This is a genomic window from Nitratireductor mangrovi (assembly GCF_007922615.2).
GTDB lineage: Bacteria > Pseudomonadota > Alphaproteobacteria > Rhizobiales > Rhizobiaceae > Mangrovimarina > Mangrovimarina mangrovi.
This window is the reverse complement of sequence record NZ_CP042301.2, coordinates 777,199-791,713: the sequence shown is the minus strand read 5'-3', so window position 1 is coordinate 791,713 and position 14,515 is coordinate 777,199. Positions and strand designations below refer to the sequence as shown.

14 protein-coding genes are annotated in these 14,515 nt (G+C 64.4%); 3 read left to right on the top strand and 11 right to left on the bottom strand.

The genetic code is table 11. The features are described from left to right. Positions 1-54: 54 nt before the first annotated feature. Genes FQ775_RS03805 through glyA form a run of 7 tightly spaced genes read right to left on the bottom strand, consistent with a single transcriptional unit; the run spans position 55 to position 5,833 of the window. Positions 55-1,266 (bottom strand): MFS transporter, encoded by a 1,212-nt coding sequence (locus FQ775_RS03805; protein ID WP_146299563.1) that lies wholly within the window; start codon positions 1,264-1,266, stop codon positions 55-57. Beyond that, on the bottom strand, positions 1,263-1,763 hold the full coding sequence (gene nusB, locus FQ775_RS03800; protein WP_146299564.1) for a transcription antitermination factor NusB: 501 nt from the start codon (positions 1,761-1,763) through the stop codon (positions 1,263-1,265). The genes FQ775_RS03805 and nusB overlap by 4 nt, the downstream gene beginning before the upstream one ends. 3 nt (positions 1,764-1,766) lie before the next feature. Further along, positions 1,767-2,222 carry a 6,7-dimethyl-8-ribityllumazine synthase gene (locus FQ775_RS03795; protein ID WP_146299565.1) on the bottom strand — a complete coding sequence of 152 codons (456 nt, stop codon included), beginning with the start codon at positions 2,220-2,222 and terminating at the stop codon, positions 1,767-1,769. A gap of 48 nt (positions 2,223-2,270) precedes the next feature. After that, positions 2,271-2,885, bottom strand: coding sequence for a riboflavin synthase (locus FQ775_RS03790; protein ID WP_146299566.1), 615 nt, complete (start codon positions 2,883-2,885; stop codon positions 2,271-2,273). A gap of 5 nt (positions 2,886-2,890) precedes the next feature. Continuing rightward, positions 2,891-4,018, bottom strand: coding sequence for a bifunctional diaminohydroxyphosphoribosylaminopyrimidine deaminase/5-amino-6-(5-phosphoribosylamino)uracil reductase RibD (ribD, locus tag FQ775_RS03785; RefSeq protein ID WP_146299567.1), 1,128 nt, complete (start codon positions 4,016-4,018; stop codon positions 2,891-2,893). Continuing rightward, the gene (gene nrdR / locus FQ775_RS03780) at positions 4,015-4,485 is read right to left on the bottom strand and encodes a transcriptional regulator NrdR (RefSeq protein ID WP_146299568.1); all 471 of its coding nucleotides are present in this window, start codon (positions 4,483-4,485) and stop codon (positions 4,015-4,017) included. The genes ribD and nrdR overlap by 4 nt, the downstream gene beginning before the upstream one ends. 34 nt (positions 4,486-4,519) lie before the next feature. Next, positions 4,520-5,833 (bottom strand): serine hydroxymethyltransferase, encoded by a 1,314-nt coding sequence (gene glyA / locus FQ775_RS03775; RefSeq protein WP_146299569.1) that lies wholly within the window; start codon positions 5,831-5,833, stop codon positions 4,520-4,522. A gap of 390 nt (positions 5,834-6,223) precedes the next feature. Here glyA and FQ775_RS03770 point away from each other — a divergent pair, with 390 nt between their 5' ends. The 3 genes from FQ775_RS03770 (at position 6,224) to FQ775_RS03760 (ending at position 10,784) form a co-directional block, all read left to right on the top strand. Further along, positions 6,224-6,682 (top strand): (2Fe-2S)-binding protein, encoded by a 459-nt coding sequence (locus FQ775_RS03770; protein WP_146301930.1) that lies wholly within the window; start codon positions 6,224-6,226, stop codon positions 6,680-6,682. A 3-nt stretch (positions 6,683-6,685) separates the two neighbouring features. Continuing rightward, on the top strand, positions 6,686-8,878 hold the full coding sequence (locus tag FQ775_RS03765; RefSeq protein ID WP_146299570.1) for a xanthine dehydrogenase family protein molybdopterin-binding subunit: 2,193 nt from the start codon (positions 6,686-6,688) through the stop codon (positions 8,876-8,878). Positions 8,879-9,017: 139 nt separating this feature from the next. Continuing rightward, complete coding sequence (locus FQ775_RS03760) at positions 9,018-10,784, top strand: adenylate/guanylate cyclase domain-containing protein (protein WP_146299571.1); 1,767 nt, start codon at positions 9,018-9,020, stop codon at positions 10,782-10,784. Between the two features lie 28 nt (positions 10,785-10,812). Here FQ775_RS03760 and FQ775_RS03755 read toward each other — a convergent pair whose 3' ends face one another. The 4 genes from FQ775_RS03755 to FQ775_RS03740 form a co-directional block, all read right to left on the bottom strand. Further along, the gene (locus FQ775_RS03755; RefSeq protein ID WP_146299572.1) at positions 10,813-12,066 is read right to left on the bottom strand and encodes a L,D-transpeptidase family protein; all 1,254 of its coding nucleotides are present in this window, start codon (positions 12,064-12,066) and stop codon (positions 10,813-10,815) included. 254 nt (positions 12,067-12,320) lie between these two features. After that, positions 12,321-12,836: a transcriptional regulator LdtR gene (gene ldtR / locus FQ775_RS03750; protein WP_146299573.1), complete on the bottom strand. Its 516-nt coding sequence runs from the start codon at positions 12,834-12,836 to the stop codon at positions 12,321-12,323. 144 nt (positions 12,837-12,980) lie between these two features. After that, positions 12,981-13,403, bottom strand: a complete 423-nt coding sequence (locus tag FQ775_RS03745) for a DUF6163 family protein (RefSeq protein WP_146299574.1) — start codon at positions 13,401-13,403, stop codon at positions 12,981-12,983. Further along, on the bottom strand, positions 13,400-14,443 hold the full coding sequence (locus tag FQ775_RS03740; protein ID WP_146299575.1) for an enoyl-CoA hydratase/isomerase family protein: 1,044 nt from the start codon (positions 14,441-14,443) through the stop codon (positions 13,400-13,402). The genes FQ775_RS03745 and FQ775_RS03740 overlap by 4 nt, the downstream gene beginning before the upstream one ends. Positions 14,444-14,515 lie beyond the last annotated feature (72 nt).

The window sequence follows — 14,515 nt, the reverse complement described above, 5'->3', positions numbered from 1 at the left end:
CGAGCCGACGCTAGCACGGCCACGCATCGCCTGTCGCCACGGCGAGACGATGGTTCAGGCGGCCACGCGGCGACGTTCGGCCGCCACCAGCAGCGCAAGCGCGGCGATACAACCGACGACGACCGGGAAGATGATCCAGTTGAGCATCTCCCAACCCCAGGCGTTGTAGACCTGGCCCGACATCAACGAGGCGAACGCGACCGACCCGAACAGGAAGAAGTCGTGAATGCCCTGCACCTTGCCCTTCTCGGCTTCGCTATAGGTTTCCGAGACCATGGCCGTGGCGCCGATGAAGCCGAAATTCCAGCCGATACCAAGCAGGATGAGGGCGGACCAGAACTGCCACAGTGCGATACCGGACAAGGCGACCGCCGCACAACCGAGAAGCAGAATCAAACCGATCGCGACGATCGTCTCCTTGCCGAACCTGGCAATCAGCCGCCCCGTGACGAAACTCGGCGCAAACATCGCCATGACGTGCCAGGAAATACCGAGCGCGGCCTCGTCCGGGGTAAAGCCGCAGCCTACCATGGCGAGCGGAGCACCGGTCATGACAAAGCTCATCAAGGCATAAGAGCCGATGGCGCACAGCAGGGATACGACGAAACGGGGCTGGCGCAGGATCGTGCCAAGCGGGCGGACGGGCGCATCACTGGCCGCGACCGCCACAGCCTGCCGGTCATGCAGACGCAGGAACGACAGGATGATCGCGCCGAGCGCGGCGAGCCCGATCACCGCGGCGAAGGAGCCCGCGAACATCACCGGCGCGAACAGGTCGCGGGTGAAGATGACGACCTGCGGGCCGACGATCGCCATCACCACACCGCCAGCGAGCACAGTTGAAATGGCGCGCGCCTTGAAGTGCGATGGGGCATTGTCGGCGGCGGCGAAACGGTATTGCTGAACCGACGCGCCGCCGAAACCGATGACCAGTAGGCCGAGCGCGAAGAGCCAGAAATTGGCGTCGAACAGGGCCAGCGTAGCGACGGCGCTGCCGACCGCGGTGGCGACCGTTCCGGAGATGAAGCCATTGCGCTGGCCGACCCTGCGCACCAGCCAAGCGAGCGGCAGCGCGCCAAGCGCGACGCCGAGCGTGTAGGCGGTGACCGGTGCGGTCGCGAGCGACTTGTCCGCCCCGAGCAGATAAAGCCCGGCAAGGCCGCCAATCGAGATCGAAATTGGTGCCGCCGCACCGACGATGGCACTGGCGCTGGCAAGGATCAGCGCCGTGCGGCGCGCTTCCTTTTCGTTGAAGCCGGCCGTCATCGGCCGGCCTTGGCCGCATCCTCGCCGCGCAGGCGCCGCGCAACGCGATCGAGTACGGCGTTGACCACCTTGGGTTCATCCTCTTCGTAGAACGCCTTGGCGATATCGACATATTCCGAGACGATCACCGCTGTCGGCACGTCCGAGCGTTTCATCAGTTCGTAGACAGAGGCACGCAGAATGGCACGCAGCGTCGAATCGAGACGCGACAGCGGCCAGTCTTCAAGCAGCGACTGCCGGATCACCGGATCCAGAGTCTTCTGGTTTTCGACCACGCCGGACAGGATCGCGCGAAACCACTGCGGGTCGGCCTCCCGGTAGAGGGCGCCGTCAAGCTCCTTGCCGAGACGGAAGGTCTCGTATTCGGCGGTCGTCTCCAGCAACCCGGTGCCGGCGACATCCATCTGGTAAAGCGCCTGTACAGCGGCCAGGCGCGCGGCGCCACGCTTGTTGGCTTGGCGCGGCTCACCTCGCGTCCTGTCTGCCGATGCGTTCAAGGTTCAGGCTCCGAGCGTCTCGCGCAGCGCGATCATGGTCAACGCTGCGCGCGCCGCAAATCCGCCCTTGTCACCCTCCCCGCGCCGCGCGCGCGCCCATGCCTGGGCTTCATTCTCGACCGTCAGGATGCCGTTGCCGATCGCGGCGGATTCCTCGATGGAGATATCCATCAGGGCGCGCGAGGATTCATTGGCGACAATCTCGAAATGATAGGTTTCGCCACGGATGACGCAGCCAAGCGCGACGAAGCCGTCATAGTCGGCACCACCCTCCTCGGCGGCGTCAAGCGCGAACGAGATCGCGGCAGGCACTTCCAGCGCGCCGGGAACGGTAACGACGTCGTAGGCAGCGCCGGCGGCGTCAAGCACCGCCTTGGCGCCTTCCAGAAGAGCGTCCGACAGTTCGTCGTAGAAGCGCGCCTCCACAATGAGGAGCCTGAGCTTTGCAGGTGCTTTCATTCAAGGAAACTCCGGGACGTACACGGCGGCGAGAGGTCGCCGGATGCTCTATGCCTCTTTGGCGGCTTCCGCAAGCCGCGCCGCGTAACGCGCCATGGTGTCGACCTCGAGGTTGACGGCGTCACCGACGCCGCGTTCGCCCCAGGTGGTCACGGCAAGCGAGTGATGAATGAGAAGCACGTCGAAGCGCACGCCATTTACCTTGTTGACGGTCAACGACGTCCCGTCCAGAGCAACCGACCCTTTCGGCGCGATGAAACGGGCAAGGTCGGCCGGCGCCTCGAGCGTAAAGCGCACGGCGTCTCCTTCGTCCTCGCGACCCACGATCGCGGCCATGCCATCGACATGGCCCGAAACGATGTGACCGCCGAGTTCGTCACCGATTTTCAATGCGCGCTCGAGGTTGATACGGGTTCCAGATCGCCAGCCACCAGCTGAGGTCAGCCGCAGTGCCTCCTCCCAGGCCTCGACCTCGAACCAGCGCGCATTCGAACCGGCTTCCGGCAATGCAACCACTGTCAGGCACACGCCGGCGCAAGCGATGGACGCACCGATCGCGATCGTTGCCGGATCGTACGACGTCTCGACCCTGACGCGCGCACCCTTGGGCAGTTCTTGGAGCGTCGAAACAGTGCCGATGTCGGTGACGATGCCGGTGAACATGGTCTTCAGCCAAATCTTGCCAGTTCGATGAAGGTATCCTCGCCGAAACGCGCCTCGCGCACGACATGGAAGCCGTCAGGCAGATGGTCTCGGTCGATCGGCGCGGCAACCCCACCGGCACCGATTTCGGTTGGACCAGCAAAGAGCGCGATCCGGTCGACCAGCCGTTCGGCCAGAAAGGCACGCGCGGTATCGGCCCCTCCTTCGACCAGAACGTTCGACATGCCACTGGCGGCAAGGTCTTCGAGCAGTTCCGGCAGCGCGACGGCATTGTCGAACGCCTCGGTTGCCAGCAGTTCGACGCCGGCGGCCCGGAGCGCTGCCTTGCGTTCCTGCGCGCCATCGGGCACCGCGGCCAGCAGGACCGGCACCTCACTCGCCGTGCGTACAAGCTTGGATGTCAGCGGCAGCCTGGCCGAACTGTCGAGCACGATGCGCGCCGGAGAGCGGTTTTCAAGTCCGGGCAGGCGGCATGTAAGTTCGGGATCGTCGGCAAGCGCTGTGCCCACCCCGATGACGATCGCGTCCGCCTCCGCGCGCATCAGGTGCACCTGCGCTCGCGACACCGGACCGGTGATGGGAACCTGGCCTTCGCCCTGCCGACCGATCATGCCGTCGGGCGAAACCGCAAGTTTGAGAATCACTTCCGGACGCTTTTTCACCGAACGGGTAAGGTAGCCCGCCATCACGTCCGCGGCCTTTGCCGCCAGCACGCCTTCCACCACCTCGACGCCGGCCGCGCGCAACATCGCATAACCCCGCCCGGAAACGCGCTCGTCCGGGTCGGAAGCAGCACCCACGACCCGGGAGACCCCGGCGGCGATCAGCGCCGCAGCGCAGGGCGGGGTTCGGCCATGATGAGCGCAAGGTTCGAGTGTGACATAGGCGGTGGCGCCGCGAGCCCTTTCGCCGGCCTCGGCGATCGCCTCGGTCTCGGCATGCGGACGCCCCCCGCGCGCGGTGATGCCGCGGCCGACGATCACCTGCCCGTCACCGTCGTCGGCGACGATCAGCGTGGCGACCGAGGGATTGGTGGCGGTCAGGCCGAGGTGCCGGCGGGAGAAGCGGACGGCGGCCGCCATGAAGCGGCGATCGGTCGTCTCCTGCTGTTCCGGACCGCGCGAGGCCGTCATTGCTCCTGCGCGACCTCCTCGCCGCCGAGTTCGCCGAGCAGTTCCTGGAAATCCTTGGCCTCGCGAAAGTTCCTGTAGACGGAGGCAAAGCGCACATAGGCAACGTCGTCCAGCGCCTTCAGTGCCTCCATCACCAGCCGCCCGATATGATCGGCTGCAACCTCGGTCTCTCCCGAACTTTCGAGCTGGCGCACGATGCCGGAGACGGCCCGCTCGACACGTTCGGGCTCGACATTGCGCTTCCTGAGCGCAATGTCGAAGGACCGCATCAGCTTGTCGCGGTCGAATGGCACCTTGCGCCCGGATTTCTTGACGACGACCAGATCGCGAAGCTGCACCCGCTCGAAAGTGGTGAAGCGCCCGCCGCAGTCCGGACAAACGCGGCGACGCCGGATCACCGCCCCGTCCTCGGCGGGCCGGGAATCCTTTACCTGTGTGTCCTCGGACTGGCAGTAAGGGCAGCGCATCGCGATCCTTGTCGGTTGGGGCCGGAGGGCCTCGTCATCCCATATAAGGATAGAGCGGGAAGCGCTCGGTGAGCGCGATGACCTTATCCTTGACCGCGGCTTCCACGGCGGCATTGCCCTCGTCCGAATTGGCCGCCTTGAGGCCGTCAAGCACCTCGGCGATCAGCTGGCCGATCTCGCGGAACTCGGCTTGGCCAAAACCACGCGTGGTGCCAGCCGGGGTGCCGAGCCGGATGCCGGACGTCACGAACGGCTTTTCGGGATCAAAGGGAATGCCGTTCTTGTTGCAGGTGATGTGGGCACGGCCGAGGGCGGCCTCGGCGCGCTTGCCGGTGGCGTTCTTGGGCCTGAGGTCGACAAGCATCAGGTGGTTTTCGGTGCCGCCCGAGACGATGTCGAGGCCGGTCTCCTTGAGGCTTGCCGCCAGCGCCTTGGCGTTCGCCACGACGTCGCGCGCATACGCGCGGAACTCCGGCTGAAGGGCCTCGCCGAACGCGACCGCCTTTGCCGCGATCACATGCATCAGCGGCCCGCCTTGCAAGCCCGGGAAGACGGCGGAATTGACTTTCTTGGCCACCTGCTCGTCATTGGTCAGGATCATGCCGCCGCGCGGGCCCCGCAGCGATTTGTGCGTGGTGGTGGTCACAACATGCGCGTACGGCAGCGGCGAGGGATGGACGCCGCCGGCGACCAAGCCGGCGATGTGGGCCATGTCGACCATCAGCCAGGCGCCGACCGAATCGGCGATCTCGCGGAAGCGTTTCCAGTCCCAGATGCGTGAATAGGCGGTGCCGCCGGCAAGGATCAGCTTCGGCTTGTGCTCGTGCGCCAGGCGTTCGACCGCGTCCATGTCGAGCAGGTGATCGTCCTCGCGTACGCCGTAGGAGACGACGTTGAACCACTTTCCCGACATATTGACCGGCGAGCCGTGGGTCAGATGGCCGCCGGAATTCAGGTCGAGCCCCATGAAGGTATCACCCGGCTTCAGCAGGGCCAGGAACACGGCCTGGTTCATCTGGGAGCCGGAGTTCGGCTGGACGTTGGCGAACTGGCAGTCGAACAGCTTCTTGGCGCGCTCGATGGCCAGTTCCTCGGCGATGTCGACGAACTGGCAGCCGCCATAATAACGCTTGCCGGGATAACCCTCGGCATATTTGTTGGTCATGATCGAGCCTTGCGCCTCAAGCACGGCGCGGCTGACGATGTTCTCCGAGGCGATCAGTTCGATCTCGTGGCGCTGGCGACCGAGTTCCTTGCCGATCGCGCCGAAGATTTCCGGATCAACCTCCGCAAGCGGGCTGTTGAAGAAGGTGTCGGCATTGCTCGATACGGCAGTGGCAGTAGCCATGATTGTTGGTCCTCGACTAATTGTTGTCTTGGGATAAGCGGGCGCATTAACACACTTCGCCACGCGCTTCCACGCGGCTTGCCGCGAAATCCGCTGGCGATTTTGCGACGGCGACAGAGCTCGCATCGAGGGGCATATCCGCCAAGAGTTAGCTCCATACGTCCTGGTGGATAACGGCTTCGTGACCGAGCGCTGCGGCGAAATCACATGAGCGCGAGGCCGGATAGGCTTATGATCGGCCTGCCGGGCGGCACACGGGAGGAACCGCCATACCGTCCGGCCGGGCGCGGCCGGTTGGCGCCGCCCATGGCCAACGTCTTCCGGGCCTACGCAACCGGACGTCGTCGGCGAATCCAGCAAAATCGGATCTTCACCTCCGGGAGTAGCCAAATGGCGACCATCAATATCAACGGACAAGATCACCAGCTCGATGTCGAGGACGACATGCCCCTTTTGTGGGCGATCCGAGACATCGTCGGGCTGACGGGGACCAAATTCGGTTGCGGGCAAGCCTTGTGCGGTGCCTGCACCGTACATTTGGACGGCACACCGATCCGCTCGTGCCAAACACTGGTCGGCGACGTGGCGGGCGCCGCTATCACGACAATCGAAGGCATCGGCGGCAAGGTTGCCGAGACGGTACAGACGGTGTGGGCGGAGATGGATGTGCCGCAATGCGGTTATTGCCAGTCCGGCCAGATCATGTCGGCCGTCGCGCTGCTGAGCGAAACACCGAAGCCGACGGACGAGGACATCGATTCCGCCATGTACGGCAATCTCTGCCGTTGCGCGACCTACCACCGCATCCGCGGCGCGATCCATGAATCCGCCCGCCGCCTGGAGGCCTGAGCCATGTTGACACATCTCACCATGCCGCGTTTGGCAATGCCCGATATCAAGGCGACGCGCCGCGGCTTCCTGCTTGGATCGGCCGCTGTCGCTGGTGGCCTCGCGATCGGTTTTCGGCCGGCCTTGGCGGCCGGCGATGAAGCAGCCGCAAGCAACCCCTTCGACGCCTATCTGACGATTTCGCCTGATGACCGGGTGACGGTCATCTCCTCGCAATTCGACATGGGCCAGGGCGCCTACCACGGTGTTGCAACGCTGGTCGTCGAGGAACTCGGCGCCCGGTGGGACCAGGTCGACGTCACCGGTGGCTACGGCAACATCAAGCAACTGGGCAACCTCGCCATGGGCGGCGCAGCGCAGATGACAGGCGGCTCCACCTCGATGGTCTCCTCATGGGATCGCTACCGCATGGCCGGCGCCGCGGCGCGGATGATGCTGGTGGCAGCGGCCGCCGCCGAATGGGGCGTACCGGAGGCCGAGATCACCGTCGCCGACGGCATGCTGAGCCACGCCAGCGGAAGCAAGGCGAGTTTCGGCGCGCTGGCGGCAAAGGCGGCCACGATGCCGGCGCCCGCCGACGTCAAGCTCAAGGACGCCGCGGAGTGGACCCAGATCGGCAATGCCGACCTGCGCCGCTATGACAGCGCGGCCAAGACCAACGGCACGCATTCCTTCACCATCGACATCAAGCTGCCTGACATGCTGACGGCGGTGATGATCCACCCGCCGAAGTTCGGCGCGACGGTGAAATCGTTCGATGGAACGGCGGCCAAGGCCCTGCCCGGGGTCGTCGACGTCGTGCAGACCCCTCGCGGCGTGGCCGTCGTTGGTGAACATATGTGGGCCGCGATCAAGGGGCGCGAAGCGGTTACGGTCGAGTGGGACGAGAGCGGCGCCGAAACGCGTGGTTCGGACGCGATTCTCGCCGAATATCGCGAAGCGGCCGGCAAGGCGCCCGAAGCAACCGCACGCAAGGAAGGCGACAGCGCCGCGGCCATGGGCTCCGCCGCGAAGGTGCTCGAGGCGCAGTATGAGTATCCCTATCTCGCACATGCCGCGCTTGAGCCGCTCAACGCGGTCGCCCGCATCAACGCCGACGGCACGGTCGAGGTATGGGGTGGTCACCAGATGCCGGACCTCAACCAGTTCGTCGCCTCCAAGGTCGCCGGCACGACACCCGACAAGGTGACACTGCACGTCATGAAGACGGGCGGCGGCTTCGGGCGGCGCGCGGTGGCTGACGCCGACATCATCGTCGACGCCGTCGGAACGGCGGCGGCACTTGGCGGCAACCGTCCCGTCAAGGTGCAATGGACTCGCGACAACGACATGAAGGGCGGCCGTTACCGTCCCGCCTATGTCCATGCCATGAAGGCCGGCCTTGATGCCGACGGCAAGATCGTCGCCTGGGAACAGCACATCGTCGGCCAGTCGATCTTCAAGGGCACACCGATGGAGGGCATGATCCAGAACGGTGTCGATCCGCTCTCGGTCGAAGGGGCAGCCAATCTGCACTACGCCTTCCCCAATCAGACGATCGGGCTGACGTCTCCCGATGTCGGCGTGCCGGTGTTGTGGTGGCGCTCGGTGGCATCGACCCACACGGCTTTCTCGGTCGAGACCTTCCTCGACGAGTTGGCCGAAGCAGCGGGTGCCGATCCGGTCGAATACCGGCTTGAACTGCTCAGGGAGGCCCCCCGCCATGCAGGGGTCATCAGGCTGGCCGCAGAGAAAGCCGGCTGGAGTACGCCGCCACCGGAAGGGCGCGTGCGGGGCTTCGCCTTCGCGGAAAGCTTCAGCACCTACGTGGCACAGGTGGTTGAACTCACCGCCGACGGCGGCGGGATCAAGGTCCACAAGGTGGTGTGCGCGGTCGATTGCGGTGTCGCCATCAACCCGGACAATGTCCGCGCCCAGATCGAGGGCGGTATCGGCTTCGGCCTCGGCTCGATCCTCGACGAGGAACTGACGTTGAGCGGTGGCGAGGTCGACCAGGCCAACTACGACACCTACACCCCGCTCAGGATCGACGCGATGCCGGAGATCGAGGTACACATCGTGCCATCCACCGAGCGCCCGACCGGCGTTGGCGAACCGGGCGTGCCGCCGATCGGCCCGGCCGTGGCCAACGCGATCTATGCCGCGACGAAAAAGCGCGTGCGGATGCTACCGGTCTCCAAGGCAATGAGTTCGTAGAACCAGTTCGCACGTTCAGCCACGAGGCTCCCCGGCCCAGGCCGGGGAGCCTTTTGCATTGTCCCCGCGGCAGGCAACGGCCGGACATTCTATTCGCCCGTCGCTCATGGTAGGATGAGATCGTTCGCCGGGTGTGGCCATGGAACACAGGCTTGCCGCCGTTCTCGCTGCCGACATGGTCGGCTATTCGCGGCTGATGGAAGCCGATGAGCGCGGTACGATCGAAAGACTGCGGACGCACCGGATCGAACTGATCGACCCGTCGATCGCGAAGAACCAGGGCCGCATTATCAAGACGACCGGCGACGGGATGCTCGTGGAGTTCCAGAGCGTCGCCGACGCGGTGCGCTGTGCGGCGGAAATCCAGCAGCGCATGCGCCGACGCAATGCGGACGTGCCCGAGGAGCGGCGCATCCAGTTCCGGGTTGGCATCAATCTCGGTGACATCATTTTCGACGAGGGCGACATCTACGGCGAAGGGGTCAACGTCGCCGCCCGGCTCGAACAACTGGCGGAGGCCGGCGGCATCTGCGTTACGCAGGCCGTTTACGATCAGGTCGGCGACCGGCTTGGCCTCACTTTCGAAAGCCTCGGCACACGCTCGTTCAAGAACATGTCACGGCAGTTGCCGGTCTGGCGCGTGGTCCTCGACGAAGAGGCTCGGGCGCGAAAGAGCGAAGCAGGCGAACAGCGCCCCGTGGTCAAACCGACCATTGCCGTGATGCCGTTCACCAACATGAGCGGCGAAACCGAACAGGAATTCTTCTCCGACGGGCTGACTGAGGACATCATCACCGAGCTGTCGCGCCGGCACGAGCTTTTCGTCATCTCGCGCAACTCAACCTTCGTCTACAAAGGTCGATCCGCTAATCTGCGCGAGGTCGCCCGCGACCTCGGCGCGCAGTACATCGTCGAGGGCAGCGTTCGCAAGGCGGGCGACAATCTGCGTGTGACCGTCCAGCTTATCGATACGGCCACTGATGCCCATATCTGGGCCGAAAAATACGACCGGAAGCTGGACGACGTGTTCGCGCTCCAGGATGAGGTGACCGCTGCGATCGTCGCAACGCTGCCCGGCCGCGTCGAGGCGGCGCAGAGGGATCTGATCGGGCGCAAGACGCCATCCAGTCTCGCCGCATACGAATGTGTCCTCGCCGCGAAGGTCCTGCATCACAGGAGCACGCGGGCCGACAACGCGGAGGCGCAGAAGCTGATTGCCCGCGCCGTCCAACTCGACCCCGACTACGCGCATGCGCGTGCCTGGCGCGGCTGCATCCTGGGTCAATCCTGGGTCTATGGCTGGTGCGAGGACAAGGACGCCGTCCTCGAGGAAGTGGTTTCAGAGCTGGAACGGGCGCTCGTGCTTGACGACAACGATGCCGACGTTCATCGCATCCTCGCCGCCATCAATGTCGGCACCAACGATCTGGTGCGCGCCCGCTATCACCAGGAGCGCGCCCTTGCCCTCAATCCCAATTACGATCTCGTCGTTGTCCAGCAGGGGGAACTATTCACCTGGTTGGGCGCAGCCGAAGAGGGTGTTCAGTGGATCCGCAAGGCGATGCGCCTCAACCCGCATCATCCCGAGCGTTTCTGGAGCCATCTCGGCAAGGCCTACTTCAATGGCCGTCAGTACGCCGAGGCCATCGAAGCGTTCATGCACCTGACGGCCATGGACGCGATCCAGCACGCCTATGTGGCGGCAGCCTATACCTGGATGGGAGATACCACGGCCGGCGCGGCGCACGGCGCCCGCATCCGCGAGGTCGACCCGGAATTCTCTCTCGACACGCTTCTTGCGAGCCTGCACTACGCCAAGAGCGAAGACCAGGCACACCTCGTCGATGGGCTTGAGCGGGCTGGCATCGTTCAGCGCCCTGAGGCACTCGCCCAAGGCGCGAGCTGACGCCGCACCTTCGGGGTCACAAGCCTGTTCAGAGCGCCGAGGAAATCATCAGTTCGTCGACGCCGTCGCGGCCGTAGATGTCGTCCCGGAAATGCACGACAAGGTCGCCGGTCGACCAGGCCGAGACATAGGTGAAATAGACCGGCACCGGCTCGGAAAGGGCAACCGGAGTCGATTCGCCCGTCTTGATGGTCTGTTCGAAGCGCTGGCGGTTCCAGCCATCGGTGTCGCGCAGGAGCCAGGTGACGAGGTCGCGCACGTTCTGAACGCGCACGCAGCCTGAGGAATCGAACCGCATCAGCTTGTTGAAAAGCCCCTGCTGCGGCGTGTCATGCATGTAGACCGCATGGGGATTGGGGAAGTTGATCTTCACGGAAGCCATGGCGTTGATCTTGCCCGGATCCTGCCGGAAGCGAAGCTTGGCCGCCTCCTCGGTCGACCAGTCGATGGTCGTCGGCTCGATTTCGGTGCCGTCGGGCCCGAGAATGCGAATGTTGTTCTCGGTGAGATATTGCGGGTTCTTGCGCATCAGCGGGATGATGTCCTTGCGGACGATCGATTCCGGCGCGTTCCAGTACGGGTTGACGATGACCTCGTTGATCTTGGAGTTGAGGATCGGCGTCTGGCGGTCGATCTTGCCGACGATGGCGGTGTGGCGCGACACGACGCGGCCGTTCTCGACCGCCTCGATCTGTGCCGCCGGGATGTTCACCATGACATAGCGCTCGCCGAGGAAACCGGACATCGAGCGCAGCCGCACGATATTGGTTTCGAGCTGACCAAGGCGGACGGCGGCCGAAACGTTCATCGCGGCGAACGTATAGGGACCGAGCACGCCGTCTTCGGGCAGTCCGTGACGCGACTGGAAGCGCTTGACGGCGGTGTCGACATAGGTGTCGAAGGCCGGCGACATGCCGGCTGTCTGGGAAAGGTCGCCTGAGATCATCAGACGCCGGCGCAGCGTCTCGACACTGGCATCGACCACGCCCAGGCGCAGCTTCCTGGCGGCGGGAACGGTCGGCCAGCCGCCCCGCGCGACGATGTTGGCATATTGGGCGATGGCGCGCTCGATATAGCTGACCGTCTCGGGGCTGAAGATGGGCAGATTGGACGCGACCTTGTCGCCCTCGCTGGCGCGCGCGTCGAACTGGTCGTTCCAAACGCCACGGCGCGGCGACAGGATGATGTCGCGGATGACGTCCTGCGCGCGGGCGGGAACAGTGGCCATCGACGCGGCGGCCAGCCCAGCGCCGGCAAGGAATGTGCGGCGATCGGTCTTCATGAGCCTGTCAGCCTCTTTCTCACGTTCGTGCGGAATTTGTTTGCGGCGAATGGACACTAGGCGCGCCGCGTTAACAAAGCGCCAACCATATATAACCGTGCCGCGGGCATCCTCAACCGCACGGCCTGTCCGGTTCCTACACCGACGAATATGGCGTGATGAAGGCTTTGCTGCGACACATGTTCGTGAGGGCGTTGCAAACACGAAAAAGCCGACGCGAGCGCCGGCCTTTCGTTGTGCAATTGGCCTTGCGGCTACATGCGGTACGCGATCGTGTCGTTCCAGAACCGGTCAAGGCGCTGCAGGGCGCGGTTCATCTGGCGGAATTCCTCGATGTTGATACCACCGACCTGCTCGATCGAACCGACATGGCGGTTGTAGAGGTTGCCGACAACCTCGGCGATCTCCTGACCCTTCGACGTCAGGCTGACGCGCACCGAGCGACGGTCGACGCGCGAGCGCTGGTGGTTGATGAAGCCGAGTTCAACCAGCTTCTTCAGATTGTAGGAGACGTTCGAGCCCAGGTAGTAACCGCGCGAACGCAGTTCGCCGGCCGTCAGTTCGGAATTGCCGATATTGAACAGCAGCAGCGCCTGAATGGCGTTGATGTCACTGCGTCCGTTGCGGTCGAACTCGTCCTTGATCACGTCGAGCAGCCGGCGGTGCAGACGCTCCACGAGTTGCAGCGATTCCAGATAGAGAGAGCGGATTGCATCCTGCCGGTCGTCCTCGACCGGGACGGCCTCGTGGGCCTGTCGTGACTTGATCATCGTCTTTGCCTCTTGTTTGACGCCCGGTGATTGTTTTTTCTTCACCTTGGCCGCCACCATAGCGACGACGAATAAAATTCGACTTAAACCTCAGCCTTAACAAGCGATTACGGGTGGAAGACAAAAAGATGCGTTAATTTTCCGTCAACGCCGCGCGGGACGCCGCGAAAAATAAATCGCCAACCGGAAGCCGATATAGAGGGCCGCTACCAGCGCGTGGGCGACCACGATCATCGGCCGATGGCCGTAGATTTCGGGGAACCCCCAGAACATGGTCACCTCTCCAACCGCACACAGGAACCAGATCACCGGGCCCCACGAAGCGGTCATCCACAAGCCGATCCCGGCGAAGGGGAAAAGCACAGCCAATGTTGCCGATGCAACCTGCCACTCGACCGGCATCGTGTCGAAGCGCCAGAGCGCTCCGTCATAATAGCCGATGAGTCTGACCCAGTACGTCATGCCGAACATGAGGCTGTAGGCGGCAACCACGCGCAGGAACCAGGGGAAAGCCGCCTCGGCGAGATTGAGCCGCAAGGCCGCGGCGTCGACGCCTTCCTCGCTCACAACGACAGTTCCTCCGCAAGCGGCGCGAAATAGGCGTCGACCATCTCCGGGGCAACGGCACCAAGCTGGTCGGGCCGCCAGGCCGGCGTCGCGCCCTTTTCGATGATGGCGGCGCGAATGCCCTCATAGAAGTCGTGACCGGCCAGCATCCGCGAGACAATGCGGTATTCCATGCGCATGCACTCGGCCATGTCGTATCCGGCGCCGGTGGCAATCTGGCGATGGGCGACGCGCACGCTGGTCGGCGAACGTGCCAGCATCGTCTCCAGCGTCTTCGCCGCGAAGGCGTCGCCCGTGTCGGCTGCGCTACGCAGGCTGTTGAGCGTAGCGTCTAGCGTGTCATGGCCGAAATGACGCGCGACTGCCGCGCGGGTGTCCGCGTCGGTCTCGCAGTCTGCTTGCACGGCAAAGCGGTCGCAGGTCGCATCGGCGTCACCGGTGTCGGCAAGTCCGGCGACGATCACCTCGATATCCGTCTGCCTAATGGCATGGCTCGCCAGCCCGCACCAAAGCGCGTCGCCTTGGCGGATGCGGGTACCGGTCAGCCCCAGATAGAAACCGAAAGCGTCTTTCAGCCGGGGCAGGATATAGCTACCGCCGACATCGGGGAAAAAGCCGATCCCGACCTCCGGCATGGCAAAGACCGCATTTTCCGTCAGGAGGCGATGACTGCCATGAAACGATACCCCGACGCCGCCGCCCATGGCGATGCCGTCGACAAGCGCCACGTAGGGTTTCGGGAACCGGGAGATGGCGAGGTTCAGGCGGTATTCGTCGGCGAAGAATTCGATAGGGGGATTGCCGGCCTTGCCGGCCTCGTAGATGTGCAGGATGTCGCCGCCGGCGGAAAAGGCCCGCCCCTCGCCCTTGATGACAACGAGCGCGACTGAAGCGTCGTCCTTCCACGCCTCCAAAGCGCGCGAGAGAGCCAGCACCATCCGGTGGGTGACCGCGTTGAGCGCCTTGGGCCGCGTCAGGGTTACGACCCCTGCCGCGCCGATGCGCTCGAAACGAACCTCGTCCCCTCCCCCAAAATCCATCGCGTCCTTCCCGTTCCTTGCGTACTGCGTGGCTTAGGCGGCGCCCGTGGCTGCGTCAATTGCAACGTCGGC

What these genes read in the sequence shown, in the direction of transcription:
- glyA (WP_146299569.1), bottom strand. Translation starts at nt 5,833, where the DNA reads ATGGCTACTGCCACTGCCGTATCGAGCAATGCCGACACCTTCTTCAAC.
- FQ775_RS03760 (WP_146299571.1), top strand. Translation starts at nt 9,018, where the DNA reads ATGGAACACAGGCTTGCCGCCGTTCTCGCTGCCGACATGGTCGGCTAT.
- FQ775_RS03805 (WP_146299563.1), bottom strand. Translation starts at nt 1,266, where the DNA reads ATGACGGCCGGCTTCAACGAAAAGGAAGCGCGCCGCACGGCGCTGATC.
- FQ775_RS03740 (WP_146299575.1), bottom strand. Translation starts at nt 14,443, where the DNA reads ATGGATTTTGGGGGAGGGGACGAGGTTCGTTTCGAGCGCATCGGCGCG.
- FQ775_RS03765 (WP_146299570.1), top strand. Translation starts at nt 6,686, where the DNA reads ATGTTGACACATCTCACCATGCCGCGTTTGGCAATGCCCGATATCAAG.
- FQ775_RS03790 (WP_146299566.1), bottom strand. Translation starts at nt 2,885, where the DNA reads ATGTTCACCGGCATCGTCACCGACATCGGCACTGTTTCGACGCTCCAA.
- nrdR (WP_146299568.1), bottom strand. Translation starts at nt 4,485, where the DNA reads ATGCGCTGCCCTTACTGCCAGTCCGAGGACACACAGGTAAAGGATTCC.
- FQ775_RS03795 (WP_146299565.1), bottom strand. Translation starts at nt 2,222, where the DNA reads ATGAAAGCACCTGCAAAGCTCAGGCTCCTCATTGTGGAGGCGCGCTTC.
- FQ775_RS03755 (WP_146299572.1), bottom strand. Translation starts at nt 12,066, where the DNA reads ATGAAGACCGATCGCCGCACATTCCTTGCCGGCGCTGGGCTGGCCGCC.
- ribD (WP_146299567.1), bottom strand. Translation starts at nt 4,018, where the DNA reads ATGACGGCCTCGCGCGGTCCGGAACAGCAGGAGACGACCGATCGCCGC.
- ldtR (WP_146299573.1), bottom strand. Translation starts at nt 12,836, where the DNA reads ATGATCAAGTCACGACAGGCCCACGAGGCCGTCCCGGTCGAGGACGAC.
- FQ775_RS03770 (WP_146301930.1), top strand. Translation starts at nt 6,224, where the DNA reads ATGGCGACCATCAATATCAACGGACAAGATCACCAGCTCGATGTCGAG.